Raw genomic sequence first — 23,088 nt, forward strand, 5'->3', positions numbered from 1 at the left:
GCACTGGATATCCGCGCCGAGCCCCGCTAGATCCCCTGCAAACGTCTTTTGCTGAGGATCCGTGATGACCATGACTGAAGCCCTGAAAGGCGGCGCTGCCGCCCTCGCCCTTGCTGCCGCGACCGCCTGCGCCAGCACGCCCGCCGAAGCGCCGGTGGAGCGCATTGCCGAGGAAGCCAAGCCGGCGCTTCCGGAGATCCAGGTCACCGACGCCGAACTCGAGGGCAATCCCTTCCGCGCCGAGTGGGCCACGCCCTATGGCCTGCCGCCGTTCGCCGATATCAAGGACGAGCATTTCAAGCCCGCCATCCTCAAGGGCATGCTGGAATCGCGCGCCGAGATCGCTGCGATCGTCAACAATCCGGAAGAGCCCACGTTCGAGAACACCATCCTCGCGCTCGAAGTGTCCGGCGAGTCACTCAACAAGGTGCTCAACGTGTTCGGCAACCTGTCCAACACCGACACCAACGACACGATCCAGGCCCTCGAAGCAGAAATCTACCCAATGCTGACGCGCGAGCGCAACGCCGTCACCTTCAATCCCGTGCTTTTTGCGCGCGTGAAGTCGGTCTACGACCGCAAGGACAACCTCGGCCTCGATCAACAGGACGCGCGCCTCGTCGAACTGACCTATCGCAACTTCGTCCGCGCAGGCGCCGGTCTTTCGCCGGACGTGCAGGCCGACGTCGGCGCCATCAACGAGCAGCTTTCGACCCTGACCACCCAGTTTGGTCAGAACCTGCTCAACGCCACCAAATCCTTCAAATACGAAGTCACCGATGAAAGCCGCCTGGCCGGCCTTTCGCCCGACCTCAAGGCTGCTCTGAAGGTTCCCGGCGAAGACCGCTGGCTGATCGGTGTCGACCGCGCCGTGTTCGAGGACGTCATGAAATCGGCCGAAGACCGCGAGCTGCGCCGCGCGCTGTTCGACGGCTACCGCCTGCGCGCCTCGTCAGGCGAATATGACAACGGTCCGACCGCTATCAAGATCGCCCAGCTGCGCGCCCGCAAGGCCGAACTGATGGGCTACAAGAGCCATGCCGACTATGTGCTCGAGAACCGCATGGCGAAAACGCCTGACGTGGCGATGGACTTCCTCGCCCAGGTCCTGGCGCCCGGGCTGCAGCGCGCAGATGAAGAGATCGCCGACATGCAGGCCCTCGCCGGCGACACGTTGACGATCTCCGGCGAAGACTACTGGTACTATTCGGAGAAAGTCCGCGCACAGAAATATGCGTTCGACGAATCCGCGCTACGCCCCTATCTCGAAGCCAGCGCCGTGCGCAAAGGCACCTTCGCCGTGGCTTCCAGGCTCTTCGGCATCGAATTCACTCCGGTCGATGTGCAGGCCTGGAACCCCGTCGTCGAAGCCTGGGACGTCACGGACAAGGAAACCGGCGAGTCGCTCGGCCTGTTTCTGGCCGACATCTATGCCCGCCCGTCGAAACAGGGCGGCGCCTGGATGAGCGCCTACCGCGAGGAATCCAATATCGGCGGCAAATCGATCCGTCCACTGATCACCAACAACCTGAACCTCACCCAGCCGCCGGCCGGCGAGCCCACGCTGCTGGCGTTCACCGAAGTTGAAACCATGTTCCACGAGTTCGGCCACGCCCTGCACGGCCTTCTGACGAATGTGCGCTACGCGTCCTACTCGGGCACCTTCGGTGGGCCGGACTATTCGGAATTCCCGTCGCAGGTTCTGGAACACTGGGCGATCGAGCCGGAAGTGCTTGCGATCTACGCCCACCACTACGAGACCGGCGAGCCGATCCCGCAGGACCTGGTCGACAAGATGAACAAGGCCGCGACCTTCAACCAGGGCTTTGCCACCACCGAGTTCATCGCCGCCTCGCTGATCGACCTCAGCTGGCACATGCTGTCCTCGGAAGAAGCCGAGAAGATCACCGACGCGCGCGCTTTCGAGCTTGAAGTCCTCAAGAAGTACAACTTTCCTGAAGTCATCGAGCCGCGCTACCGGACGAACTATTTCAGCCACATCTTCGCCGGCGGCTACTCGGCCGGCTACTACGCCTATCTCTGGGCCAATATTCTGGACTCGGATGGTTTCGCTGCGTTCAAGGAAACCGGCGACATCTTCGACCCGGCACTGGCCGCGAGCCTGAAGCAATGGGTCTTTCAGTCCGGCGGCCTGCGTGAGACGGATGAACTCTACCGCAATTTCCGCGGCGCGGATCCGTCGATCGAGCCCCTGCTCCGCGACCGGGGCTTTACCGAAGCCGCGCCGAACTGAAACAGCGCCTGCCTCGACAAACAAGAGCCCCGCCAGCGAAGGCGGGGCTTTTTCTTTCCGGCGCGAGATCGCCGCGCGTCAGCCGCTGACTGATTCCTTGCAGATCACGGCACGCACATCCTCTTCGGTCCGCGCCTTGCGCAATGCATCGCGCACCGTGCTCTGGCGGAACACGCGGCTTACCTGGGCCAGCGCCCGCAGATGATCCGCGCCCGAACCATCAGGCGCCAGCAGCATGAAGACGAGATCGCAGGGCCGCTCATCGATGGCTTCGAAGTCGACGCCGTGCAGCAGGCGCATGAACCCGCCAACCGGCTTTTCCAGACCCGGCAAGCGCGCATGCGGAATCGCCACGCCTTCGCCGACACCGGTAGACCCCAGTCGTTCGCGTTCCATCACGGCATCCTCGATGGCCCGCGCGCCGATCCCGGTGGCCTCGCTGAGCGCTTCACACAGGACATGAATCGCCTGTTTGCGGCTCGAAACGTCCTGAAGGGGGATGATCACCCCACCATGAAGCAGGGCACTCAAATCGGTGGCCATCAATCTACCGTTCCGTTTCACTCAAGTGCGAGGTGCGTTTTCTGGGTCGACCCAGCCAATGTGCCCGTCGGGGCGGCGGTAGACCATATTCAGGCCGTCATGGCCAGCGTTCCTGAACATTAATGCTGGGACATCTTGCAATTCGAGCTGCATTACTGCCTCCGAAACAGTCATTGTGCGGATCTGCACGCTCGTTTCTGCAACCGTCAGGGGAGCGTCACCTGCTTCCATACCCCCATCTTCTGAATCTTCCGTTTCCGACACACGGATCAGGGCCTCGGAGGCCGGCATCGCCGGCATGGGCTGCGGGGCGGATGCATGGTGGTCCTTCAGGCGGCGCTTGTAGCGGCGCACCCGTTTCTCCATCTTGTCGAGGCTGACCTCCAGCGCAGCATAGGGGTCGTCGGCGCGGCCGGTCGATTGCAGCACGATTCCAGACGGCAGGTGCACGTTGCAATCGACTTCCACGAACGGGCCATGCTGCGAGACGAACACGTTGGCTTCGCCGGTCCGGTTGAAATACTTGGCGACCGCGGCTTCCAGGCCATCCTCGATCCGTCCTCGCAGCGCCTCACCCAGGTCCATATGCTTACCGGTGATCTGAATCTGCATGGGCGTCTCCTTTGCGCATGTCGGGTCTGAAGTATGGCGCAAACTAAACCCCGGCGCGACCCCCATTAGGACCGCGCCATGGCAAAAATCTGTAACCTTCAAGCGTTTGTGTGGCGCACAGCCTGCCAGATCCGGAAGATGGCCGGCCCTTCGACCAGGTGGCGCCAGGCGAGCCGCCGGGGCTGCGAGGCCAGCAGGAACAGCCATTCCAGACCCGCCGCCCGCATCCAGCGCGGCGCCCGTACCACCCGGCCCGAGAGGAACTCCGGGCTCGCTCCGCACCACAGCGCCACGCTCCCTGCGTCGCCGCGTCCCAGGGCGGCGGCAGCCAACATTTCCTGCTGGGGGCCGCCGACACTTAGGAAGTGGAACCGCGCCGGGTGTGCAGGGATGAAGGCGGCTGCCGCCGAGATCGCCTTCGGATTCTTGCGTCGAGGGTTGGGCGGCTGATGCCAGCGGATGTCGGTCAGGCCATACCTCGCCCTGAGTGCCGCGATGTCCTCGTCCACGCCGCCGATGATCACCACCGGCACATCGGCGCGGATCACGTTCTCGAACAGGCCGGCCACGACATCGGCGCCGGGCGAGGCCGGCAGGTCCATCCCGTCAAACCCGGCCAGCCGGGCCAGGATCCGGCTGTCATTCAGCATGAGGCCGTCTGACCGGTAGAGCGGCCACAGGTCCGGCTCCCGCTCCGGCTGCACCCGGTGATCAGTATTCGGCGTCACGACATAGGAAAACGGCGCCCCGGCAGACGCCGTCGCCGCCAACCACGCCACCGCCGCCGCCGTCTCCATGGGCTCGAACGCGAGCCCATGGACCAGACCTTGCCGGCGTGTGCGTTCACCTTGTCCATCCCTGCCCTTTCACGGAAGCGTCCAAGCCAAGCAAGCCACGTTCCAACTCACGCGCTTTTCTTCTCCGCTTTCGCGTAGCCGTGTTTTTTGAGGAGGCCGCGCAGCTGGTGGTAGGTAAGGCCCAGCGCTTCGGCGGCGCGGCCCTGGTGGCCGCCGGAACGTGCGAGCGCCGCGTCGAGGAGGCGCAGCTCGTAGAGGCGCACCGCCTCCGGAAATCCGCCCGGAACAGTCCATAAGTCAGGGGTCTCTACAGGGCCGTTTTCTGGACGGTTTATGGACTGCTTTTCGGGCGCGCCTGACGGTCTCCAGGGCGAGGCAAACGGGTCCAGTGCGGCGGGGTCGAACTGCACCGGATCGTCCGGCGCGGTGATCAGCGCGCGGTGCGCCAGCCGCTCGGCGAAGTTGCGCAGCTCGCGCACATTGCCCGGCCAGTCATGCGTCTCGATTGCGGCAATCGCTGACGGAGCAAAGCCCGGAAAGTCCTGCGCCAGCTCCACCGCCATGCGTCGGGCGAAGAAATCCGCCAGCAGGCTCTTGTCGCCCGGCCGCGCCCGCAGCGGCGGCAAGGTGATCACGTCGAAGGACAGACGGTCGAGCAGGTCCCACCGGAACTTGCCCGCCTCAGCGAGGCCCGGCAGGTCCGCATTGGTGGCCGCTACGAGCCGCACATTCGTGTTCAGCACCTTGGAGCCGCCGACGCGCTGGAATTCGCCATACTCGACCACGCGGAGAAGCTTTTCCTGCAGCGCCTGGCCGGCTGTGGCGATTTCATCGAGAAAGATGGTGCCGCCATCGGCCAGTTCGAACCGGCCGCGGCGCATTTCGGTCGCACCGGTGAACGCGCCGCGCTCATGTCCGAACAGTTCGGAATCAAGCAGGGTCTCGGTCATCGCCGCGCAGTTGACCTTCACAAACGGCCCTTCCCAGCGCTTCGACAGGAAGTGCAGACGTTCGCCCACCAGTTCCTTGCCCGTGCCGCGCTCGCCGATCACCAGCACCGACCGGTTCAACGGCGCGACGCGGCTCGCATGCTCGAGCGCGGTCAGCCAGGCCGGGGATTCACCGATGAGCTGTGTCGGACGGTCCATGATGCGGTGTATTTAGCCAATATTGATTGCGAAAACGACTATTTTTTTAGCTATTTTGACCAACCAAGTCGCTCACGCAGGCGCTCGAAAACTTTTTTATCAAGCTTTTTCAATGCACTATAAAATTAATTTTGAACTGGCACGGACCTTGAAAACAGAAAAGGCATCAGGCGACGGGCGTTGCCAACCCCATGAAGGACCAGAAAAGACCATGAGTGACCACGACTACCGCTACCCACCCCGTTCCGACTCCGGCCGTTTCGGCCGCTGGCTGTCCACGCGGTCGGCCGAAACGTGGATGTTCTTCGCCGCAGGCGTGTTCCTCGGCGGCTTCTTCTTCTGATCCCGGCTAAAGAAAGGAATTCAAGATGGGTCTGTTCTCCCGCCTCAGCGACATCATCAACTCGAACCTCAACGCGATGCTCGATGGTGCCGAAAACCCCGAAAAGATCGCCCGCCTGATCATCCAGGAAATGGAAGACACGCTGGTCGAAGTCCGCACCGCTGCCGCCCGCGCAATGGCCGACAAGAAGGAGATGGAACGCGACATCGTCCATTTCTCAAGCATGCGCGACGAATGGGCCGCCAAGGCCGAACTTGCCATCGACAAGGGCCGCGAGGACCTCGCCCGCGGCGCGCTTCTGGCGAAACAGAAAGCGGAATCGGAAATCGAACGCCGCGTTTCCGCCATGGGCTATGCCGAGGAGGCTTTCGCCAAACGTCAGGAAGACCTCACGAAGCTGCAGGCCAAGCTCGACGAAGCCAAGTCCAAGCACCGCGCCTTGGTGATCCGCCGCGAGGCCGCCGAGCAGCGCATCCGCATGCGCAGCCAGCTTTATGATGGCCGCGCGGACGAAGCGATCGCCCGCTACGCCCACCTCGAGCGCAAGGTCGACGAGATGGAAGCCTATGCAGATGCCATCCGCGGCGCCGAGCCGAACCTGGCGCAGGAGTTTGCCGAACTCGAGCAGAACGAAGCAATCGAGAAGGAACTCGCCGCATTGAAAGCCCGCAAGGGCAAGACCGCTGCGAAGAAAGCGGAGGGCTGATCCATGCTGATGTCCGTAGTCACCCTCATCGGCGTGCTTGCAATCATCTGCGCACCGGGCCTGATCGCGGAAAGCCGCGCCAATGCCCGGACCCGCAAAGCTGAGGCAGATGCCTGATGGATGAAGCCGCCATCGTCCTTGTTGCGATCACCGGTACGGTCGCGCTGTTCATCATCCTTCCGGGCATGATCCTGCACTACGTCACCCTGTGGCGCCGGCAGAAGACCTTGCAGCCGGATGATGAACGGATGCTCGAAGACCTGTGGCGGTCCGCCAAGGCCATGGAGCGCCGCATCGAGACTCTCGAGGCCCTTCTGGAAAAAAACGAGGCGGACGCGCCGCGCCGTCCGCCTCGCCCCACCCGATCAACTTTTGAAGACTGAGGAAACACCTCCATGTCCCGCTCTTACGATCCTTACGGTTCGCCCAATCCCAAGCGCTTCTTCCGTTCACGTACAGACAAGGTGGTGGCCGGTGTATGCGGCGGCCTTGCCGAACGCTACGGCTGGGATCCACTGCTGGTGCGCATTGCGGCCGCCGTGATGTTCTTCTTCATGGCCGGCCCGCTGATTGTCGTCGCCTATGTCGTCGCCTGGGTGATCACCCCCTATGCGCCGATCGGCTATGGCAGCTTCAGCGCCGAGGAAGACGCTTTCTGGCGCGGCGTATCTGATCGCCCGCGCGCGACGTTTGGCAACATCAAATACACCTTCATGGATCTTGACGAGCGCCTGAAGAACATCGAACGCACCGTGACTTCGGACGAATGGCGCCTGCGCCAGGAATTCCGCGACCTTGAAAAGGGCAACTGAGGACAAGCCTCATGCAACCGTCTCAACCACTTCTTTTCAGACCAAGGACCGGACCAATGACCAAGGGGACACTTCTTCGCAACAACCGAGTTCTGGGCGCGCTCGCCTTGACGGTCCTGATCGTCGCGATTGGCCTGACCCAGTTGCAGGGCGGCCTGTCGATGGAACTCGGCGACTTGCTGCTCAGCGTGCGTCCGCATCAGGAAGGCGGCCTTCTGGTCTCCTTCGTCCGGGCCTCCTGACGCATTCAGGCGCGGCGCAGGCCGCGGAACACGAAGCGCATCGGGCTGACAGCCTTCAATGCGCCGAGTGACGCCGGACGCGGAGCGCCCGTCAGCTGCGCCGCCAGAATGCCGGCGGCCCACGGCGCCCAGGTAAACCCCCGCGCACCATACCCACCCGCCACATAGATACCCGGCAAGAGAGGGGCGTCCGAATCCACGGAGCGCCCCTTTTTCATGGGCTCAAACAGGGCCGCGGCAGCCGACTCATCGGGCACCGCGCCGATCAGCGGCAGACGATCCGGCGTTGTGGCGCGCAGGCTGGCGCGGGACGAGACCTCGCCGTCCCTTGCGTCGCGCACCCACCAGGGCGACAGGTGTTCGAGGCCTGCGAGATTTTCAGCGCGCGCCGCTGGCGTGCCGCCGGGCGCATAATCCGGGCCAGAACGTTCGAACGTGGCGCCCCAGAGGCGCAGCGAGCCGGCCGCGAGCGCGTAGGTGCCCGAGGCCATGCCGGATGGCGGCGCCAGGACCGGACGCTCCACAAAATCCACCTGCCCCAGTCGCGCTTCAAGCGGCAGGACCGGCGCAAGCGCGGCGGCGCCCATGCCATTGGCCAGGATGACAGCGTCGAATGTCCGTCCGTTCACGGACTTGTTTTCCAGCCGCACATCTACGGCGCTGCCGAAATGGCACGTCACATCTGCAAGCAAGCGGGTCACGAGCGACGCGGGGCGCAGCACCAGCGCCCGCTTGTGCAATAGCCTGCCGCCGCGCACGACTTCCAGATCCTCGAGCGGCAGCGGCGGATCGGCCAGCAGCTTTTCGAAGCGGGCGACTTCAGTCGCATTGCGCGGCGATTGCAGGACGTCGGCCGCCTCGGCCTCGGGAAACGCCTCATAGAAACTGCGGGCTGCGAGGTAGGCGTCCAGCAGCAGCCCGGCTTCGACCGTATCCCCGGCATCGAGACGGGGCATCAGAAGGCCGAGCGGGTTTCCGCTCGCGCCGTGAGCCGGACCGGGCGCCGGATCGAACAGTTCGACCTCGATGCCCAGGCCTGAAAGCGTGTGCGCCAGCGAGGCGCCCGCGATGCCCGCGCCCAGGATCGCCACACGCCGCGGCGACTGCGCCGGGCTGCGCAGGCCGAACGTGTCCGCGCTTGCGGCCGGCGCCGAAGCGAGGCGGGCTTCGAGGCGTTCCCGCTTGCGGCCATGACCCCCTGCCTTCGCCACATCGAAACCCGCTTCCGATAGGCCCCGCCGCACTGCGCCGGCGACCGTGAACGTGCCGAGGCGCGCACGCGGCGCAGAGCGGGCGGCGAGCTCCGGATAGATCCACGCGCCCCACATGTCGGCATTTTTCGCCGGGCTGAATCCATCGAGGAACCAGGCATCGGCGCGCAGCACACTTTGCGGCAGCGTCTCGCTTATGTTGCCGAGATGGAGGATCAGGCGGAGACCGTCTTCCGGAAAGTGCAGCGTGCGGACACCGCGCACCGGGCCTGGCCATTGCGCGATGAGCTGGTCTGCCAATCCGGCGAGCTCCGGCCAAGCGCCGAGCGCGCGGCGCGCATCGTCCTGCCTTAGTGGATAACCTTCGAAACTGACGAAGGTGAGCTGCGCATCCCGCGCCGGACGATGCGCCCGCCAGAGCTGCCAGAGCGAAAGAAAGTTGAGGCCCGTGCCGAAACCGGTTTCAGCGACCGTGAACTGATTGCGGCCCTCCCACGCCTCCGGCAGGCCGCAGCCTTTCAGGAAAACCGTGCGCGTCTCCGCGAGCCCGTCCTGCGCAGAAAAGTACACATCGTCATGTGTTTGCGCGACGGGCGCGCCGTCTGCGCTCCAGTTGATTATGGGAAAGGTGAGGAGGCGTGCCATTGAGTCCCCCTACCCCGGACCCCATCTGTTGAGTAGAGGCTGCATGCTGGGACGTTTCGTTCCACCGCCCTCCGTTGACTGAAGGGCCGCATTCCTTGCGGTTCACTGAAAGGAGACACTCATGGACAAAGAACATCTCAAAGGCACTGCGAAACAGGCAGAAGGCCAGGTCAAGGAAACCGCCGGCAAGCTCACCGGTGACAAGAAACTGGAAGCCGAAGGCAAGCTCGACAGAGCCGAAGGCGAAGCCCGTAAAGCTGTCGGCGACGTCAAGGACGCGCTGAAGAACTAGGCCTGACAGGCCATTTCCGGGGCTGGGGCCCTGTCGCTGCATAAGTGCTATCGCGCACCCCCCATTGCTGAATGCAACAAGCCACTCCACCTTCTGCCCGGCACGGCGCATGAGGAACCCGAGATGAGCGAACTTGTCGTCACCCGCGAAGATGGCCCGACTGGCGGACGCTATCTCACGACCATTGATGGCCACACCGCCGAAATGACCTACTCGAAAGCCGGCACGACCCGTGTGATCATCGATCATACGGGCGTGCCGGATGCGCTGCGCGGCAAGGGCGCGGGCGTTGCGCTGGTCAAGCGCGCGGTGGAAGATGCCCGTGCGGCCGGCGTGAAGATCATTCCGCTCTGCCCCTTCGCGAAAGCACAGATCGAAAAACACCGCGAATGGCAGGACGTGCTGGCATGACACCCGAAATCCGGCATGACGCCGACCGGCGCCGCTACAGCCTCGTGATCGACGGCGTGGAAGCTTACCTCACCTATGAGCGGCCCCGCCCCGGCGTGCGCCACATCACCCACACGATCGTGCCGGATGCCGTCGGCGGCCGCGGGATCGGCAAGAAGCTGGTGACCCGGATCATGGATGACATCCGCGCGAAGGGCGAGACTGTGTCATCCTCCTGCTGGTTCGCCACAGGCCTTATTGACAAGACGCCGGACTGGTCCCAGCTGCGCGCATGACACGCCTGCCCTTCTGGAAAACCAAGACCCTCGACCAGATGGACGAGGCCGAGTGGGAATCGCTCTGCGATGGCTGCGCCAAATGCTGCCTGCTCAAACTCGAAGATGAGGACACCGGTGAGATCGCCTACACGCGGCTGCACTGCAAGCTGCTGGATGCAGGCACCTGCAAGTGTTCGGACTATCCCAACCGCAAGCAGCACGTGCCCGACTGCGTGAAGCTGACGCCCGCCGGCATTGAAGAGCTGCGGTGGATGCCGAAGACCTGCACCTACCGGCTTGTGCACGAAGGCAAGGACCTGCCGGACTGGCACCATCTCGTCTCTGGAGACCGGATGCGCGTGCACACCGAGGGCCATTCCATCCTGGGCCGGACGGTTTCCGAGGAGACCGTGTTCGACGAGGACCAGGAAGACTGGATCGTCGATTGGGAAGGCAACGAACCCTAGACGACCGGAGGATTCGAGAGATTCGAGGGGCTGGCGTGGCGGCGCAGGAACGGCGCCGTCACGAAGCGGACGAGTGCCGGCGTGCTTTCATCGACAACCCAGCGATAGACCCGTGCAAACGGATGGCGCGATTTCCGGATGAAGTTCGAGTCGCGGACCCTTGCATAGACAACGCTCAGCGACAGAGCTGCGGCAGAGGACCAGGCAAAGCGGAACGGATCGGCCGGCGCAGCCGGATCCCAGAGGTGGATGGCATAGAGCAGGATATTGCCGAAGCAGAAGGTGAACAGGCTCGTCCGCCCGAAGATCATCCAGAAGGATTTCGTGCCCATGCCCGACAGGCGGCGGATGGCTGTGAACGCTTCCACGAAGATCACCGTCGCTGTGCAGCCGAACAGCAGGTAAATTGGGTGGTTGGTGTTGCGCAGCAGGTTGCGCACATCCGGCAGGCCGATGTTGTAGTTGCCGAGGATCAGCCAGAGCGCTGTCACGCCGAACAGGGCGGCAAAGGCGAGTCGGAGGGTCCAGCCTGGTCCGGACAGCAGGAATTCCCGCCCCGGACGAGCCTGCCACAGCCGGCCCAGCAGCATGCCGAAGACGACAAAGCCGAGACCGTGGATCACGGACGGGCCAGTATGGCCGAGATACTGCCCGCCATAAAGGAAGGCCGACAAGGTTTCCGAACCGGCAAAGCCCTGCAGCGGCGGAAGTTTCGAGATCAACGGGAAGCAGAGCTGGACCAGCACAACCATCGCCACCAGGGGCGCGATGCCCCGCGTCACGCTGACATGTACGAGCAGCGGCGCGGCCAGAAGCAGCATCGAATAGAACTTAAGGATGTCCGTGAACGGCGTATCGCCGAGGAACAGTGCGCACCGGATGAAATAGGTGAACGGCAGGCCGGCGGCGATGCACATGCCGGCGCAGGTCAGCACGTAGAGCAGCCAACATTGCAGCGAACGGGTCAGCAGGCGCTGGGTGACTTCCACCTGACGCCCGGCTTCATACTGGCGCGCATAAACGAGTTGTAGCATGCAACCGAAGAGGCAAAAGAAGACCGGCGGCGAGACACCCAGGAAAAACCGCAAGGAATAGATGGCAAGGCCGCCCTCCCCCATATTGGTCGCCGTCAGGGCATGCCCGATGATCACGAATATGATCGCGACTGATCGTGCAAGGTCGATCCCCAGATACCGCATGCGTCATTTCTCCAACCCGGTTCAACGCAGGCCCTAGCAAATTCGGCGCCAGATACACCGCGACGGCGAGGCCGCCGGCGCTAAACGGGGCCTTAAGGTAAACCGGCCTAACTGGCGCTATGGACGTCTTGCCCGCTTTCCTGTCCCATCTTGGGAACGAGCGCCGAATGGCGGTCAAAACGGTCGAGGCCTATGGCTCAGACCTCTCTGCTTTTTTCGGTTTCCTGCGCGGCCATCTTGGCGCCGAGCCGACACTGAAGGCACTGGGCCGTCTCCAGGCACGCGATATCCGCGCCTATCTCGCAGCCCGCCGGCGGGACGGCCTGTCGGATGCGTCGATCGCCCGGCTGCTGTCCTCGATCAAGGCGCTTTACCGCTGGATGAGCCGGGCACACGGAATCGAGAATGCCGAAATCGGTTACCTCCAGGGGCCGCGCCGAGCGCCGCGCCTGCCCCGACCCGTCTCGATCGAAGCGGCGAAGGACATCCTGCACGAAGCCGACACCGAGCCCGATGCTGACCCCTGGGTCGCCGCGCGCGATGTTGCCGTGTTGTCGTTGCTCTATGGCGGCGGCCTGCGCATTTCCGAAGCGCTCAGCCTGACAGGCGCCCATCTGCCAGCACCCGAGCGGCTGCGCATCACCGGAAAAGGCGGCAAGGTGCGGATCGTGCCACTGATCGCGCCCGTGCGCGAAGCGATCGACGCCTATGGGAAACTGTGTCCCTATACGCTGACCCGGTCGGGCGCATTGTTCCGAGGCGCCAAGGGCGGACCGCTCAGCCCACGGATTATCCAGGCGCGGATGCAGATGCTGCGCGGTGTGCTGGGCCTGCCCGAAACGGCGACGCCGCATGCGCTTCGCCACGCCTTTGCGACGCACTTGCTCGCCAATGGCGCGGACCTGCGTGCGATCCAGTCCCTTCTGGGCCACGCCTCGTTGTCGACGACCCAGGTCTACACCGCTGTGGATTCAAGCCGGCTGCGCGCCGTGCATGCCGCCGCCCACCCCCGGGCCTGACGTCAAGGACTGAGCGCTGCCGTGATGGCATCGGCCAGCAGACGCCCCGCCGGTGTGAGGCGCAGCTCTGCGCCCTGCATCTCCGCCCAGCCCTTTTCGACGAACACATCGATCTTGTCCTTGGCGAGCGGCGCGCCCGCCACCGTTTCGATCCGGCGCAGGTCAATGCCCTCCCCCGCCCGCAGGCCCATGGCGAGAAGCTCGCGGGAAATCTCGAGCTCGGTCAGCTTGGCGGCATTTCCCCAGCCATTCTGCAAGGCTTGGATGTTGGCGATGTAGGGTTCGGGGCGGCGTTCCGCCTCGCTCGCATAACGGCTGCCGCCGACCGTGATCCGGCCATGCGCGCCGGGGCCGACACCGATCCAGTCACCACCGCGCCAATAGATCAGATTGTGCCGGGACTGATGCTGCGGTGAGGCGGCATGGTTGGACACTTCATAGGCCGGCATCCCGGCGGCCTGTGTTACGCTCTGCGTCAGTTCGTAGAGGTCCGCCTGCGCATCATCCTCCATCGGCTTGATATCGCCGCGGCCGACAGCCAGGCCGAACGGCGTCTTCGGCTCGAAGGTCAGTTCGTACAGGGACAGATGAGGCGCGCCGAGTGCCAGTGCGTCCTTCAACTCCATCTCCCAGCTCGCCGGGCTTTGCCCGGGACGCGCATAGATGAGGTCGATCGATACCGACGGAAACACTTTCAGCGCCCGGCTGACCGCCTCGGCGGCCGACACCGCATCATGATCGCGCCCAAGAAAAGCGAGCGACGCATCGCGCAGCGACTGCACGCCGATCGAAAGACGCGTGACACCGGCGCGCTGCAGTCCCACGAGATCGGCCCGCAGCACATCGTTCGGATTGGCCTCCAGCGTGATCTCAGCGCCGCGCTTGATGCCGAAGGCCTCTGCGGCGGCCAGAAGGATCGTGCCCATCTCGTCCGGTCGCAGCAAGGCCGGCGTGCCGCCGCCGAAATAGATCGTGTCGAGCGCACCGTGATCGGGCATCCGGGGGCGGTGCGCGTGGACGTCTGCGGCAATGGCCTCGACCAGCGGGCCACTGTCGCGGTCCTTGGCGGCGTAGACGTTGAAATCGCAATAGGGGCATATGCGGGTGCAATACGGCCAGTGCACGTAGAGCCCGAAGCCGAAGTGCGGTCCGAAAGGCGCAGGGGTTGGGGTCACGGCAGGAGCGCCGCGCGAAGTTTCTTCACCGCAGCGGCGCGGTGGCTCATCGCATGCTTCCGGTCGGGGTCCATTTCACCGAACGTGATCGTCTCGCCATCGGCGACGAAGACCGGGTCATACCCGAAGCCATGCGTGCCCCTCGGCGGCCAGACCAGCTTGCCGTGCACATCGCCTTCAAACACGGCCTCTCGTCCGTCCGGCCAGACGACCGCCAGGGCGCAGACAAACCGGGCCGACCGGTCGGCCGATCCGCTGGCGGCCAGTTCGGCCTCGACGCGCTCCATGGCGCGGTAAAAATCGCGCGGCTCGCCCGCCCAGCGGGCGGAATATATGCCCGGTGCGCCGTCCAGCGCAGTCACCGCCAGTCCGGAATCGTCCGACAGGGCCGGCAACCCGGTCGCCTTGGTCGCGGCGCGCGCTTTCAGCAGCGCATTTCCCGCAAAAGTTGCTTCGGTTTCCTCGGGCTCATCCAGGCCCAACTCGAGTGCCGAGACCACCTGAAACCCGTGCGGTTCGAACAGGGCCTTCAATTCTTCGACCTTGCCGGCGTTATGGGTAGCCGCCAGAAGGCGTCCGGGGGCGAGCCTCTGCGACGATTCGGCGGAAATAACTGCCATAATGGCTCCATTCTTGCGTTGTGCGCGAACTCATATATCGTTATTCGGTAATATTGGGACAAGGTTCACGCTGAGTCCCGTTTCATAAACCATCAAGGATAGAGGGTGAAAAGACCACGCATGCCAATCACCGGTCGCAACTCCATGGCAGAAATCATGACCGTGCTCGTCACGGTCGCCATGTGGATCGTGGGCGCGATGGGCGTGATCGGCATTCCGGTCCTCGGAATCGGCCTGGCCGCCAGCCTGTCGGGCGGCACGACCGAGTTCTCCGGAATCAAGGCGCTGGCGGACGGTGTGGTGCCGGGCCAACTGGTGATCGGGCTTGCGGGCCTCATCGTCATCGTCCCTGGCGTGATCTACATATGCCTGCAATTGCGCCGCATCCTCCTGACCCTGGCCGACGGCGACCCGTTCGTGCCGGAGAATGCCCGGCGCCTGTCGAGCATCGGCATTGTGATCGCGATCATGGAACTGATCCGTATCCTCACCGTGATGGTCGTGCGCCTGGTTCCCACGCTGGTGGGAGACGAGCCGCCGCGCATGTCGACTCAGTTCATACTGTGGATATCGGTTGCAGCACTGTTCGTGCTTTCCCAAGTTTTCCGCGAAGGCACCCGCCTGCGCGACGAAGAAAAAATGACCATCTGAGGAGCGCCCTAGGCATATGACCATTCGTGTGACCCTCGACCGAGTTCTGCTGGAGCGACGCATGTCGCTCACGGAACTTTCCGAACGCGTCGGCGTGACGTTGGCCAATCTCTCCATCCTGAAAACCGGCAAGGCCAAGGCCATCCGCTTCTCGACGCTGGAAGCCCTTTGCCGGGAGCTGAAATGCCAGCCCGGCGACATTCTCGTGTTCGACACGGAAGACGAAGAAGGTGCCCGGCGGGTTGCCGCGGAGTAAATTGCTCTGTCGCCGCGGCTAGATTCAAGGCATCTTGCCCCAGACCGGAGCTCCGAAACGGCGCTCATGGGCGAAAGGAATGGACAACCACCAACCGGTATTCGGACGCCTTCGGCGTGACCTGAATTCGGCTGTCCGGCTTTCCGAGATCAATTTTCAATGCAGAGGTTCTGCGACACGCTCGGCCTCCGGATGATGAGCATTTACATGTTCCTCCTATCAGCGCGGCCGATTTCGGGTCGGACATATTCATCTATGCCTTCGGCTATCCACAGGAATGGTCGGCGAAATACAGGAGTGAGATTCTCAAGTACGTCGACCCGCTACGCCGGCTCTCCATCCAGCGCACCCATCCATTCTGGTGGTCGGAAATTGCATACCTGACTCGTCTGGCCCCGGATGAAACCGAATACATAAAGGCTGCAAGAGCGGCAAACCTTCCGGAAGGCAGTTGCGTTCCAGTTTTCGGACCGAACGCCCACAATGGATATTGCACCGCGAGTTTTGGAGAGGAACCGCCGCATACTGACGATCAACTGATCACGGAAATCCACGCAGCCTGCCAGTTTGCGCACCTGCGCTTCTGCGACCTGATCCTGAAATCCCTTCCCGCGTCGACAACATTGTCCGACCGTGATCGGCAGATCGTTGGCCGGGTGGTCCGTGGGCAATCAAATCAGAATGTTGCTTCGCAGCTCGCGCTGTCCACGAACACGATAGATACCTACGTGCGTCGCTGTTTTGACAAGCTTGGTGTTAATGATCGGGTCACTGCAGGATTGAGAGGGCTCGCCCTCGGACTTGTCGATTGATCCTGCGCCCGACTGCACGGCCTTATGCCTCAGTCAGCTTTTTCGCTGGTGTCATGGATTTCTATGGCAAGCGACATTCTTGGATCAGATATAATGAGTCCCATGAGTTGGATGAACGTCATTGCGTCGGAGTTGCCCCGTATGCGGCTCTATGCGTCCGCAGCGCTGGGCAGCCCGGTCGACGGCGATCTCGCCGTCGAAAAGGCGCTTGGCCCATTTTTCATCACTTACCTGCCCGGAAAGCCGGACCGGATGGTCCTGTTCCGGCTGCTCGACCTCGGCATCCGCAGCACGACCTCCCTGACGGACTTCGAACGCGAAGAGCTGCTCAAGCACATGGCCGGTTTCGATCCGTCCGAAGCGGGTGACATTGTCGAGTGGGATCCCACCCGGTCGCTAATGCGTTCAACCAGCTAAGACGGCGCGCTGGGCGGCAAACAGCTCATTGCAGCCCTTCTCCGCCAGCGCAATCATCGCCTCCAGCTCAGCGCGCGTCATCGGGCGGGCTTCGCCGGTGCCCTGCACCTCGATGAACCCGCCATCCGAGCTCATGACCACGTTCATGTCGGCTTCACCGCTGGAATCTTCAGGATAATCAACGTCCAGCACCGGATGGTTCTGGAAGAGGCCGACCGAAATGGCCGCCGCCTGTTTCTGGACCGGATCTGCCTTGATCACACCCTCGCGCTGCAGGTAGCGGCAGGCGAGCGCCAGCGCGACAAAGCCGCCGGTGATCGAGGCCGTCCGCGTACCACCATCCGCCTGCACCACGTCGCAGTCGATGGTGATCGTGTTCTCGCCGAGCGCGGCAAGATCGATGACCGAACGCATCGAGCGGCCGATCAGGCGCTGGATTTCCTGGGTCCGGCCGGACTGCTTACCGGCGGCCGCTTCCCGGCGTCCCCGCGTATGGGTGGCGCGCGGCAGCATGCCGTACTCGCCGGTCACCCAGCCCTGCCCCTTGCCTTTCATCCAGCCCGGCACACCCTTTTCCCAGCTGGCCGTGCACAAGACCTGCGTATGGCCGAACTTGGCGAGGCAGGATCCTTCGGCATATCGGGTCACCCCGGTCTCGAGGGAAATGGGGCGCAATTCGTCGAAAGCGCGCCCGGACGGGCGGAGAAGGCTGGGCATGACGCGGAATCCTTATAGGTTCCGGCCTGATTTGCGGGTTTTGTGCGGCATGTCCACACCCAAAGGACGTGCTGGAGGAGTAAAGGCCGGACATGGCGAGTGATATCGAGATTGCGCGGGCCGCCAAGAAGCAGCCCATTCTGGACATTGCCGAACGCGCCGGCATCCCTGCAGGCGAAGTCATGCCCTACGGCCACGACAAGGCCAAGCTGTCAGCCCGGTTCATCAAGGGCCTGCGCCCGCAGAATCTTGGCAAGCTGATCCTCGTCACCGCAATCAACCCTACCGCCGCCGGCGAAGGCAAGACTACGACCTCGATCGGCCTCGCCGATGCGCTCGCCCGTATCGGTGCCAGGACGATGCTCTGCCTGCGCGAGCCGTCACTTGGCCCCTGCTTCGGCATGAAAGGCGGCGCGACCGGGGGCGGCCTCTCGCAGGTCGTGCCGATGGACGATATCAACCTGCACTTCACCGGCGACTTCCATGCCATCACGGCCGCGCACAACCTGCTCGCCGCCATGGTCGACAATCACATCCATTGGGGCCACAGCCCGCGGATCGATCCGTCGCGGGTCACCTGGCGCCGCGTGCTGGATATGAACGACCGCAGCCTGCGCAGCGTCGTGTCCGGACTGGGCGGACCGAGCAACGGCACGCCGTCCGAAACCGGATTCGACATCACGGTCGCCTCCGAAGTGATGGCCATCCTGTGCCTCGCCCGCGATGCTGGCGACCTCGAATCCCGCCTTGCACGGATCATTGTCGGCTACACCCGCGAACGCGAGGCCGTCACGGCAGCAGACATCAAAGCCGTGGGCGCCATGATGGTGCTGCTCAAGGACGCGATCCAACCCAATCTCGTGCAAACGCTGGAGAACAATCCCGCGCTCATTCATGGCGGCCCTTTCGCCAACATCGCGCACGGTAGCAATTCGGTGATCGCCACACAGGCCGGCATGAAGATGGCCGACTATGTTGTCACCGAAGCCGGCTTCGGCGCCGATCTCGGTGCCGAGAAGTTCCTCAACATCAAATGCCGCCAGGCCCATCTGACCCCGGACGCGGCCGTGCTGGTCGCGACTGTCCGTGCCCTGAAGATGCATGGCGGGCTTGCGAAGGAGGATCTGGCGACTGTGAGCTACAGCGCACTCGAAAACGGATTGTCCAATCTGGGCCGCCATATCGAAAACCTGCGCCAGTTCGGGCTTCCGGTCGTCGTTGCCGTCAACCGCTTCACCACCGACACCTCCGGCGAGCTGGCCGCAATCGAAGCCTACTGCGCCAAGGTCGGCGTGCCGGTGGCGCTGTGTACGCACTGGGCCGAAGGCGGCCGCGGCGCCGAAACGCTCGCCCGCACGGTCATCGACCTGACCGCCCAGCGCCAGGAGCCGTTCCAGCTGCTCTATCCGGACGACATGCCCCTCTTCGAGAAGATCGAGACGGTCGCCAAACGCATCTACCGCGCCGCACGTGTCGAGGCGCCGCGCGCTGTGCTGAGCCAGTTGAAAGCCTGGGAAGCCGCCGGCTTTGGCAAGCTGCCGGTTTGCATGGCCAAGACGCAGTACAGCTTCTCCACCGACCCTTCCCTGCTGGGTGCTCCGGAAGGCCATGTCGTGCGCCTGCGCGAGGTGCGCCTGTCCGCGGGGGCAGGTTTCGTGGCCGCGATCTGCGGGGACATCATGACGATGCCCGGCCTGCCCCGCCGCCCCGCCGCCGAGGGCATGCACCTCAATGCAGGCGGCCAGATCGAAGGCCTGCACTGAAGCTGTTTAGCCAAAATAGAAAATAGGCTTGCTGGCGATTAGCATTTTTGCTAATTAGCAGACATGGAAAATTCCGTCTTCAAGGCCCTGGCCCACCCGGCCCGCCGTCAAGTCCTGACAATGCTGCGCAAAGGCCCCCGCCTTGCCGGCGATCTTGCGGCCGAATTCGAGGCGAGCTGGCCGACGATGAGCCGGCACCTCGCCGTGCTCAAGGACGCCGACCTGATCACCGCCGAGCGGCAAGGCAACCAGATCCTCTACCGCGTCAACACGAGCGTCCTGGAGGACGCCGCCTCCGCCCTGCTCGGCCTGATCGGCCGGGACGAAGGAGACGATCAACTGAAGGAAGCTGCCGAATGAAACCCTTTGCAAAAACCGGACTCATCTGGACCGCAGGCGCAGTTCTCGTCACGTCGCTGATCACTGCCGGAACCTGGACCTCGCTGCCTGCCACCGGCGAAATCCCGGTGCATTGGGGACCGGACGGCACGCCGGACCGCTTTGGGGGGCATCTGGAAGCGGGCCTGACCCTGCTGGCGATGCCTGTGATCAGCCTGTTCGTGGGCCTGATCCTCGCTTTGGCGCCCAGCTTTGATCCCCGCAAGGAGAATATCGAAAAGGGCCGGCGCGCCTATCTCGCGGTCTGGATCAGCGTCATGCTGCTGCTCGTGCTGGTACACGGCGGCGTCGCGCGCATGATGACCGCGGGGCCGGAGGCCGAGTCGGGCAGCTTTGTCCGCTGGGTGATCGCAGGCAGCGCGCTCATGATCATCGTGATCGGCAATTACCTGCCCAAGACGCGCTCCAGCTTCTTTTTCGGCGTCCGCACGCCCTGGACCCTGTCTTCGGACATCGCCTGGGAGAAAACCCACCGGTTTGCCGGCCCGCTGTTCATGCTGGCGGGCGGGCTGGGCCTTGCCGGCGCCTTCCTGTTCAACGGCATCTGGCTGGCCCTGCAGCTGTCGGCGCTGATCATGGCGGCGGCCCTCGTTTCGGTCGTTTACTCCTATTTTGCCTGGAAAGGCGCCGCCGACCGCGACGATGGCACCGGCCTGACCGTCTGAACGGCTATTGAACACATGGCCTGCGCTCCTTACTCCATGAGCATGGCCGAGCGTTTCGAAACAGAATCCCTCATGCAGCGCCTCGATCAGCGCTCCCGCGACATTTTCCGGGAGATAGTCGAAGGCTATCTCGCAAGCGGCGAGCCGGTCGGCTCACGCACCCTGTCCAAGGGCGGCATCCACCTTTCCCCGGCCTCCATCCGCAACGTGATGGCCGATCTCGCCGAACTGGGCCTGCTGGACGCGCCCCATGTCTCGGCTGGCCGCACGCCGACCCACAAGGGGCTGCGCCTCTTCGTGGACGGGTTCCTCGAGTATGGCGAGCCATCCAGGCAGGACAAGAATGCGATCGAAGAGCGCCTCGCGGCCGCCGGGGCTGACCTGGAACGTGTGCTGGGCGAGGCGTCCGACATCCTGTCCGGCCTGACTGGCGGCGCCGGGCTCGTCTCCTCCCCCACCCGCGACGCCCCCGTGCGCCATGTGGAATTCGTTCCGCTGGCCGGCGGCGACGCGCTGTGCGTGCTGGTCACCGACGACGGCGACGTCGAAAACCGCTTCATCAAGGTGCCGGAGGGCCTGCCGGTCACTACGCTGATCGAAGCCGGCAATTACCTCTCCACCCGCCTCAAGGGCCGCACCCTCGCCGAAGCAACTAATGAAGTGCGCGAGGAATTGCGCACCCGCCGCGCCGCGCTGGACAGCGCCGCCGCCACGCTGGTCGAAGCCGGCCTTGCCCAATGGGGCGGCGATGCGCCCGGCCGGGGTCGCAGCCTGATCGTGCGCGGGCGCGCCAATCTCCTGGAGGACTCCAAGGCGGCTGAGGATCTCGACCGTGTGCGCCAGCTGTTCAACGAGCTTGAACGCCAGCAGAGCCTCCTCGAAATACTCGACACGACACGGGGCGCCGAGGGCGTGCGCCTTTTCATCGGGTCGGAGAACAGGCTTTTCCCGTTATCGGGTTCAAGTGTGATAGTGGCTCCCTATATGGGGGGCACTAAGCAGGTGATCGGGGCACTCGGCGTGATCGGGCCAACACGGCTCAATTATGCCCGGGTTATCCCGATGGTCGATTATACCGCGAAAGTGGTCGGCGAAATCCTCGCTGGCCGGCGCGGCAAGGATGGGAAGTCATGAGCGATACTTCGAACACAGGCGAAACGACGGATATCGAAACCGCCCCCGAGGCTGCGGCCGCCGAAACCCCGGCGCCGGCCCCGACACCCCAAGAGGTGATTGCAACCCTTGAGGCCGAGAAGCGGGAACTGAACGACAAGTTCCTCCGCCTCTTTGCGGACCTCGACAACACCCGCAAGCGCGCGGAGCGTGAAGTGGCCGAAGCGCGCGTCTATGCCATCGGCAAGTTTGCAGCCGACCTTCTCAACGTGGCCGACAATCTCGCCCGCGCCCTGGCCGCCCTGCCGCAGGCCGAGCGCGAGACGCTGACCGATGCGGGCAAGAACCTGCTCGGCGGCATCGAGATGACCGAGAAGGAACTGCACACCGTACTGACGCGCTACAATGTCGTGCCGGTCGACGCCGCCCCCGGCGCCCCGTTCGACCCGAACGTGCACCAGGCTGTGGCGCAGATCCCGTCCGACCAGCCCGCCGGCACCATCGCGCAGCTCTTCCAGCCCGGCTGGCGCATCGGCGAACGCACCCTGCGCGCCGCCATGGTCGCCGTCAGCGCGGGCCCGGCGAACTAGGGAATGATCTTCCACGCCGTGACGGTGCCGGGCTCCCAGTTCGGAACGATCACGATATCTCCGTACACGTTCAGATCGTTCTGAAGGATGCCGTCGGCCTTGGTGTCGATCACCTTGGTGACTGTTCCGTCTTCGCCGACATGGTAGATCTCGCCCGGCCAGCTGGACACGAGATAGCCGCCGCCGGGGACGAGGCCGATCCCGTCTGCATCCTTCATGCCGGTGGCGATCACGGTCTCGGCGCCGGGCCCGCGATAGTCGATCAGTTTGCCATCCGCCATCGTCGCGATCAGCAGCCGGTCGCCATCGCCGAGAACGCCATTGATACCGGCCCAGCCGTCTGACTGGGCGAAGACTGACGCCCCCTCTGGGGTGATCTTGTGGATCGTCGCGGTGCCGGAATCGGAGACGAGCACATCGTCCTTCCACACCGTCATGTCGTTCAGGAAGCCCGCGCCTTCGATCAGCGCCTTTCCCTTCGCCTCACCCGTTGCCGCGTCAAACATCGCCACACCGTCCCGGTCTGCGGCATAGAGGATGCCGTCCTTGACGGCGAGACCCGCCGGGGCGTCCATGCCGTCCACGAACCTGGCCGCCGCCACCGTGCCATCCGCATTCAGCCGCGAGATATAACCGTTGCCGTCCTTGGCATCTTCCGGACCCGGACCGATGTTCGAGATGAAATAGCTGCCATCCGACGCGAGCGCCGCGCCCTCCGGTGCCTCGAAGCCCGAGGCGGTCCACATCAGCTCCAGTGAGCCCGGAATGGGCGCGGGCGGCGCGGCGTCTTCGGCAGGCACAACGAGTTCCGGCTCAACCGGCGCCGGCTGGCTGCAGGCGGCCATCATACCGAGCGAAGCGGCCAGAATCAGAAATGTGCGCATGCGTTTGTCTCCCCGAATGGCGTGTCGGGGAAACTATGACACGAGTGACGCCCCCAGAGCCAGCCTTC

The 23,088-nt window shown here is 63.9% G+C and carries 30 protein-coding genes; 20 read left to right on the forward strand and 10 right to left on the reverse strand.

Annotated elements, in window-relative coordinates:
• Nucleotides 1-64: 64 nt before the first annotated feature.
• Nucleotides 65-2,254: a M3 family metallopeptidase gene (locus tag GC148_RS11580; protein ID WP_291070916.1), complete on the forward strand. Its 2,190-nt coding sequence runs from the start codon at nt 65-67 to the stop codon at nt 2,252-2,254.
• A gap of 78 nt (nt 2,255-2,332) precedes the next feature.
• On the opposite strand, the gene GC148_RS11585 is transcribed toward GC148_RS11580, so the two are convergent.
• From GC148_RS11585 to pspF, 4 genes are all read right to left on the reverse strand, one after another.
• Nucleotides 2,333-2,797 carry a PTS sugar transporter subunit IIA gene (locus GC148_RS11585; protein ID WP_291070917.1) on the reverse strand — a complete coding sequence of 155 codons (465 nt, stop codon included), beginning with the start codon at nt 2,795-2,797 and terminating at the stop codon, nt 2,333-2,335.
• 21 nt (nt 2,798-2,818) lie between these two features.
• Nucleotides 2,819-3,409 carry a ribosome-associated translation inhibitor RaiA gene (gene raiA / locus GC148_RS11590; RefSeq protein ID WP_291070918.1) on the reverse strand — a complete coding sequence of 197 codons (591 nt, stop codon included), beginning with the start codon at nt 3,407-3,409 and terminating at the stop codon, nt 2,819-2,821.
• A 98-nt stretch (nt 3,410-3,507) separates the two neighbouring features.
• The gene (locus GC148_RS11595; RefSeq protein WP_291070919.1) at nt 3,508-4,206 is read right to left on the reverse strand and encodes a WecB/TagA/CpsF family glycosyltransferase; all 699 of its coding nucleotides are present in this window, start codon (nt 4,204-4,206) and stop codon (nt 3,508-3,510) included.
• A 107-nt stretch (nt 4,207-4,313) separates the two neighbouring features.
• Entirely contained in the window at nt 4,314-5,354 is a 1,041-nt protein-coding gene (gene pspF / locus GC148_RS11600; protein WP_291070920.1) for a phage shock protein operon transcriptional activator, read from the reverse strand.
• A 211-nt stretch (nt 5,355-5,565) separates the two neighbouring features.
• On the opposite strand from pspF, the gene GC148_RS11605 reads away from it, so the two are divergent.
• From GC148_RS11605 to GC148_RS11625, 5 genes are all read left to right on the forward strand, one after another.
• Nucleotides 5,566-5,697, forward strand: a complete 132-nt coding sequence (locus GC148_RS11605) for a hypothetical protein (RefSeq protein ID WP_291070921.1) — start codon at nt 5,566-5,568, stop codon at nt 5,695-5,697.
• Between the two features lie 25 nt (nt 5,698-5,722).
• Entirely contained in the window at nt 5,723-6,403 is a 681-nt protein-coding gene (gene pspA / locus GC148_RS11610) for a phage shock protein PspA (protein ID WP_291070922.1), read from the forward strand.
• Between the two features lie 116 nt (nt 6,404-6,519).
• Entirely contained in the window at nt 6,520-6,786 is a 267-nt protein-coding gene (gene pspB, locus GC148_RS11615) for an envelope stress response membrane protein PspB (RefSeq protein WP_291070923.1), read from the forward strand.
• Nucleotides 6,787-6,798: 12 nt separating this feature from the next.
• Nucleotides 6,799-7,215, forward strand: coding sequence for an envelope stress response membrane protein PspC (gene pspC / locus GC148_RS11620; protein WP_291070924.1), 417 nt, complete (start codon nt 6,799-6,801; stop codon nt 7,213-7,215).
• Nucleotides 7,216-7,271: 56 nt separating this feature from the next.
• The gene (locus GC148_RS11625) at nt 7,272-7,457 is read left to right on the forward strand and encodes a hypothetical protein (RefSeq protein WP_291070925.1); all 186 of its coding nucleotides are present in this window, start codon (nt 7,272-7,274) and stop codon (nt 7,455-7,457) included.
• A gap of 5 nt (nt 7,458-7,462) precedes the next feature.
• Here the strand turns inward: GC148_RS11625 and mnmC are convergent, their stop codons facing one another.
• Nucleotides 7,463-9,313 (reverse strand): FAD-dependent 5-carboxymethylaminomethyl-2-thiouridine(34) oxidoreductase MnmC, encoded by a 1,851-nt coding sequence (gene mnmC / locus GC148_RS11630; protein WP_291070926.1) that lies wholly within the window; start codon nt 9,311-9,313, stop codon nt 7,463-7,465.
• A 121-nt stretch (nt 9,314-9,434) separates the two neighbouring features.
• Between mnmC and GC148_RS11635 the strand changes: the two genes are divergently transcribed.
• The 4 genes from GC148_RS11635 (at nt 9,435) to GC148_RS11650 (ending at nt 10,740) form a co-directional block, all read left to right on the forward strand.
• Entirely contained in the window at nt 9,435-9,605 is a 171-nt protein-coding gene (locus GC148_RS11635; RefSeq protein WP_291070927.1) for a CsbD family protein, read from the forward strand.
• A 123-nt stretch (nt 9,606-9,728) separates the two neighbouring features.
• On the forward strand, nt 9,729-10,016 hold the full coding sequence (locus tag GC148_RS11640) for a GNAT family N-acetyltransferase (RefSeq protein WP_291070928.1): 288 nt from the start codon (nt 9,729-9,731) through the stop codon (nt 10,014-10,016).
• Nucleotides 10,013-10,291, forward strand: coding sequence for a GNAT family N-acetyltransferase (locus GC148_RS11645; RefSeq protein WP_291070929.1), 279 nt, complete (start codon nt 10,013-10,015; stop codon nt 10,289-10,291). Before GC148_RS11640 ends, GC148_RS11645 begins: the two co-directional genes overlap by 4 nt.
• The gene (locus GC148_RS11650; protein WP_291070930.1) at nt 10,288-10,740 is read left to right on the forward strand and encodes a YcgN family cysteine cluster protein; all 453 of its coding nucleotides are present in this window, start codon (nt 10,288-10,290) and stop codon (nt 10,738-10,740) included. Before GC148_RS11645 ends, GC148_RS11650 begins: the two co-directional genes overlap by 4 nt.
• On the opposite strand, the gene GC148_RS11655 is transcribed toward GC148_RS11650, so the two are convergent.
• Nucleotides 10,737-11,939 carry an acyltransferase family protein gene (locus tag GC148_RS11655; protein ID WP_291070931.1) on the reverse strand — a complete coding sequence of 401 codons (1,203 nt, stop codon included), beginning with the start codon at nt 11,937-11,939 and terminating at the stop codon, nt 10,737-10,739. The two genes, GC148_RS11650 and GC148_RS11655, sit on opposite strands and share 4 nt — an antisense overlap.
• A 119-nt stretch (nt 11,940-12,058) precedes the next feature.
• Between GC148_RS11655 and GC148_RS11660 the strand changes: the two genes are divergently transcribed.
• Nucleotides 12,059-12,958 carry a tyrosine recombinase XerC gene (locus GC148_RS11660; RefSeq protein WP_291070932.1) on the forward strand — a complete coding sequence of 300 codons (900 nt, stop codon included), beginning with the start codon at nt 12,059-12,061 and terminating at the stop codon, nt 12,956-12,958.
• Between the two features lie 2 nt (nt 12,959-12,960).
• On the opposite strand, the gene hemW is transcribed toward GC148_RS11660, so the two are convergent.
• Together hemW and rdgB are read right to left on the reverse strand one after the other, a co-directional pair.
• Nucleotides 12,961-14,133, reverse strand: coding sequence for a radical SAM family heme chaperone HemW (gene hemW, locus GC148_RS11665; protein ID WP_291070933.1), 1,173 nt, complete (start codon nt 14,131-14,133; stop codon nt 12,961-12,963).
• Nucleotides 14,130-14,753, reverse strand: coding sequence for an RdgB/HAM1 family non-canonical purine NTP pyrophosphatase (gene rdgB, locus GC148_RS11670; protein ID WP_291070934.1), 624 nt, complete (start codon nt 14,751-14,753; stop codon nt 14,130-14,132). Before rdgB ends, hemW begins: the two co-directional genes overlap by 4 nt.
• Nucleotides 14,754-14,873: 120 nt before the next feature.
• Between rdgB and GC148_RS11675 the strand changes: the two genes are divergently transcribed.
• From GC148_RS11675 to GC148_RS11685, 4 genes are all read left to right on the forward strand, one after another.
• The gene (locus tag GC148_RS11675) at nt 14,874-15,404 is read left to right on the forward strand and encodes a DUF2975 domain-containing protein (protein ID WP_291070935.1); all 531 of its coding nucleotides are present in this window, start codon (nt 14,874-14,876) and stop codon (nt 15,402-15,404) included.
• A 16-nt stretch (nt 15,405-15,420) separates the two neighbouring features.
• Nucleotides 15,421-15,660, forward strand: coding sequence for a helix-turn-helix transcriptional regulator (locus GC148_RS11680; protein WP_291070936.1), 240 nt, complete (start codon nt 15,421-15,423; stop codon nt 15,658-15,660).
• A gap of 251 nt (nt 15,661-15,911) precedes the next feature.
• Nucleotides 15,912-16,472, forward strand: coding sequence for an autoinducer binding domain-containing protein (locus GC148_RS15955; RefSeq protein WP_366063772.1), 561 nt, complete (start codon nt 15,912-15,914; stop codon nt 16,470-16,472).
• Nucleotides 16,473-16,574: 102 nt separating this feature from the next.
• Nucleotides 16,575-16,889 (forward strand): hypothetical protein, encoded by a 315-nt coding sequence (locus GC148_RS11685; protein WP_291070937.1) that lies wholly within the window; start codon nt 16,575-16,577, stop codon nt 16,887-16,889.
• Here the strand turns inward: GC148_RS11685 and rph are convergent.
• Nucleotides 16,878-17,606, reverse strand: a complete 729-nt coding sequence (rph, locus tag GC148_RS11690; RefSeq protein WP_291070938.1) for a ribonuclease PH — start codon at nt 17,604-17,606, stop codon at nt 16,878-16,880. The two genes, GC148_RS11685 and rph, sit on opposite strands and share 12 nt — an antisense overlap.
• A gap of 92 nt (nt 17,607-17,698) precedes the next feature.
• Here rph and GC148_RS11695 point away from each other — a divergent pair, with 92 nt between their 5' ends.
• The 5 genes from GC148_RS11695 (at nt 17,699) to GC148_RS11715 (ending at nt 22,136) form a co-directional block, all read left to right on the forward strand.
• Complete coding sequence (locus tag GC148_RS11695; RefSeq protein WP_291070939.1) at nt 17,699-19,369, forward strand: formate--tetrahydrofolate ligase; 1,671 nt, start codon at nt 17,699-17,701, stop codon at nt 19,367-19,369.
• Nucleotides 19,370-19,432: 63 nt separating this feature from the next.
• Entirely contained in the window at nt 19,433-19,729 is a 297-nt protein-coding gene (locus GC148_RS11700) for an autorepressor SdpR family transcription factor (RefSeq protein ID WP_291070940.1), read from the forward strand.
• On the forward strand, nt 19,726-20,433 hold the full coding sequence (locus tag GC148_RS11705) for an SdpI family protein (RefSeq protein WP_291070941.1): 708 nt from the start codon (nt 19,726-19,728) through the stop codon (nt 20,431-20,433). Before GC148_RS11700 ends, GC148_RS11705 begins: the two co-directional genes overlap by 4 nt.
• Nucleotides 20,434-20,475: 42 nt before the next feature.
• Entirely contained in the window at nt 20,476-21,567 is a 1,092-nt protein-coding gene (gene hrcA / locus GC148_RS11710) for a heat-inducible transcriptional repressor HrcA (RefSeq protein ID WP_291070942.1), read from the forward strand.
• Nucleotides 21,564-22,136, forward strand: a complete 573-nt coding sequence (locus GC148_RS11715) for a nucleotide exchange factor GrpE (protein WP_291070943.1) — start codon at nt 21,564-21,566, stop codon at nt 22,134-22,136. The genes hrcA and GC148_RS11715 overlap by 4 nt, the downstream gene beginning before the upstream one ends.
• On the opposite strand, the gene GC148_RS11720 is transcribed toward GC148_RS11715, so the two are convergent.
• Nucleotides 22,133-23,020: a hypothetical protein gene (locus tag GC148_RS11720; protein ID WP_291070944.1), complete on the reverse strand. Its 888-nt coding sequence runs from the start codon at nt 23,018-23,020 to the stop codon at nt 22,133-22,135. The two genes, GC148_RS11715 and GC148_RS11720, sit on opposite strands and share 4 nt — an antisense overlap.
• Nucleotides 23,021-23,088: the final 68 nt, after the last annotated feature.

Source organism: Hyphomonas sp. (assembly GCF_016125515.1).
In the GTDB taxonomy this organism is placed as follows: domain Bacteria; phylum Pseudomonadota; class Alphaproteobacteria; order Caulobacterales; family Hyphomonadaceae; genus Hyphomonas.

What these genes read in the sequence shown, in the direction of transcription:
- GC148_RS11580 (WP_291070916.1), top strand. Translation starts at nt 65, where the DNA reads ATGACCATGACTGAAGCCCTGAAAGGCGGCGCTGCCGCCCTCGCCCTT.
- GC148_RS11585 (WP_291070917.1), bottom strand. Translation starts at nt 2,797, where the DNA reads ATGGCCACCGATTTGAGTGCCCTGCTTCATGGTGGGGTGATCATCCCC.
- raiA (WP_291070918.1), bottom strand. Translation starts at nt 3,409, where the DNA reads ATGCAGATTCAGATCACCGGTAAGCATATGGACCTGGGTGAGGCGCTG.
- GC148_RS11595 (WP_291070919.1), bottom strand. Translation starts at nt 4,206, where the DNA reads ATGGAGACGGCGGCGGCGGTGGCGTGGTTGGCGGCGACGGCGTCTGCC.
- pspF (WP_291070920.1), bottom strand. Translation starts at nt 5,354, where the DNA reads ATGGACCGTCCGACACAGCTCATCGGTGAATCCCCGGCCTGGCTGACC.
- GC148_RS11605 (WP_291070921.1), top strand. Translation starts at nt 5,566, where the DNA reads ATGAGTGACCACGACTACCGCTACCCACCCCGTTCCGACTCCGGCCGT.
- pspA (WP_291070922.1), top strand. Translation starts at nt 5,723, where the DNA reads ATGGGTCTGTTCTCCCGCCTCAGCGACATCATCAACTCGAACCTCAAC.
- pspB (WP_291070923.1), top strand. Translation starts at nt 6,520, where the DNA reads ATGGATGAAGCCGCCATCGTCCTTGTTGCGATCACCGGTACGGTCGCG.
- pspC (WP_291070924.1), top strand. Translation starts at nt 6,799, where the DNA reads ATGTCCCGCTCTTACGATCCTTACGGTTCGCCCAATCCCAAGCGCTTC.
- GC148_RS11625 (WP_291070925.1), top strand. Translation starts at nt 7,272, where the DNA reads ATGACCAAGGGGACACTTCTTCGCAACAACCGAGTTCTGGGCGCGCTC.
- mnmC (WP_291070926.1), bottom strand. Translation starts at nt 9,313, where the DNA reads ATGGCACGCCTCCTCACCTTTCCCATAATCAACTGGAGCGCAGACGGC.
- GC148_RS11635 (WP_291070927.1), top strand. Translation starts at nt 9,435, where the DNA reads ATGGACAAAGAACATCTCAAAGGCACTGCGAAACAGGCAGAAGGCCAG.
- GC148_RS11640 (WP_291070928.1), top strand. Translation starts at nt 9,729, where the DNA reads ATGAGCGAACTTGTCGTCACCCGCGAAGATGGCCCGACTGGCGGACGC.
- GC148_RS11645 (WP_291070929.1), top strand. Translation starts at nt 10,013, where the DNA reads ATGACACCCGAAATCCGGCATGACGCCGACCGGCGCCGCTACAGCCTC.
- GC148_RS11650 (WP_291070930.1), top strand. Translation starts at nt 10,288, where the DNA reads ATGACACGCCTGCCCTTCTGGAAAACCAAGACCCTCGACCAGATGGAC.
- GC148_RS11655 (WP_291070931.1), bottom strand. Translation starts at nt 11,939, where the DNA reads ATGCGGTATCTGGGGATCGACCTTGCACGATCAGTCGCGATCATATTC.
- GC148_RS11660 (WP_291070932.1), top strand. Translation starts at nt 12,059, where the DNA reads ATGGACGTCTTGCCCGCTTTCCTGTCCCATCTTGGGAACGAGCGCCGA.
- rdgB (WP_291070934.1), bottom strand. Translation starts at nt 14,753, where the DNA reads ATGGCAGTTATTTCCGCCGAATCGTCGCAGAGGCTCGCCCCCGGACGC.
- GC148_RS11675 (WP_291070935.1), top strand. Translation starts at nt 14,874, where the DNA reads ATGCCAATCACCGGTCGCAACTCCATGGCAGAAATCATGACCGTGCTC.
- GC148_RS11680 (WP_291070936.1), top strand. Translation starts at nt 15,421, where the DNA reads ATGACCATTCGTGTGACCCTCGACCGAGTTCTGCTGGAGCGACGCATG.
- GC148_RS11685 (WP_291070937.1), top strand. Translation starts at nt 16,575, where the DNA reads ATGAGTTGGATGAACGTCATTGCGTCGGAGTTGCCCCGTATGCGGCTC.
- rph (WP_291070938.1), bottom strand. Translation starts at nt 17,606, where the DNA reads ATGCCCAGCCTTCTCCGCCCGTCCGGGCGCGCTTTCGACGAATTGCGC.
- GC148_RS11695 (WP_291070939.1), top strand. Translation starts at nt 17,699, where the DNA reads ATGGCGAGTGATATCGAGATTGCGCGGGCCGCCAAGAAGCAGCCCATT.
- GC148_RS11700 (WP_291070940.1), top strand. Translation starts at nt 19,433, where the DNA reads ATGGAAAATTCCGTCTTCAAGGCCCTGGCCCACCCGGCCCGCCGTCAA.
- GC148_RS11705 (WP_291070941.1), top strand. Translation starts at nt 19,726, where the DNA reads ATGAAACCCTTTGCAAAAACCGGACTCATCTGGACCGCAGGCGCAGTT.
- hrcA (WP_291070942.1), top strand. Translation starts at nt 20,476, where the DNA reads ATGGCCGAGCGTTTCGAAACAGAATCCCTCATGCAGCGCCTCGATCAG.
- GC148_RS11715 (WP_291070943.1), top strand. Translation starts at nt 21,564, where the DNA reads ATGAGCGATACTTCGAACACAGGCGAAACGACGGATATCGAAACCGCC.
- GC148_RS11720 (WP_291070944.1), bottom strand. Translation starts at nt 23,020, where the DNA reads ATGCGCACATTTCTGATTCTGGCCGCTTCGCTCGGTATGATGGCCGCC.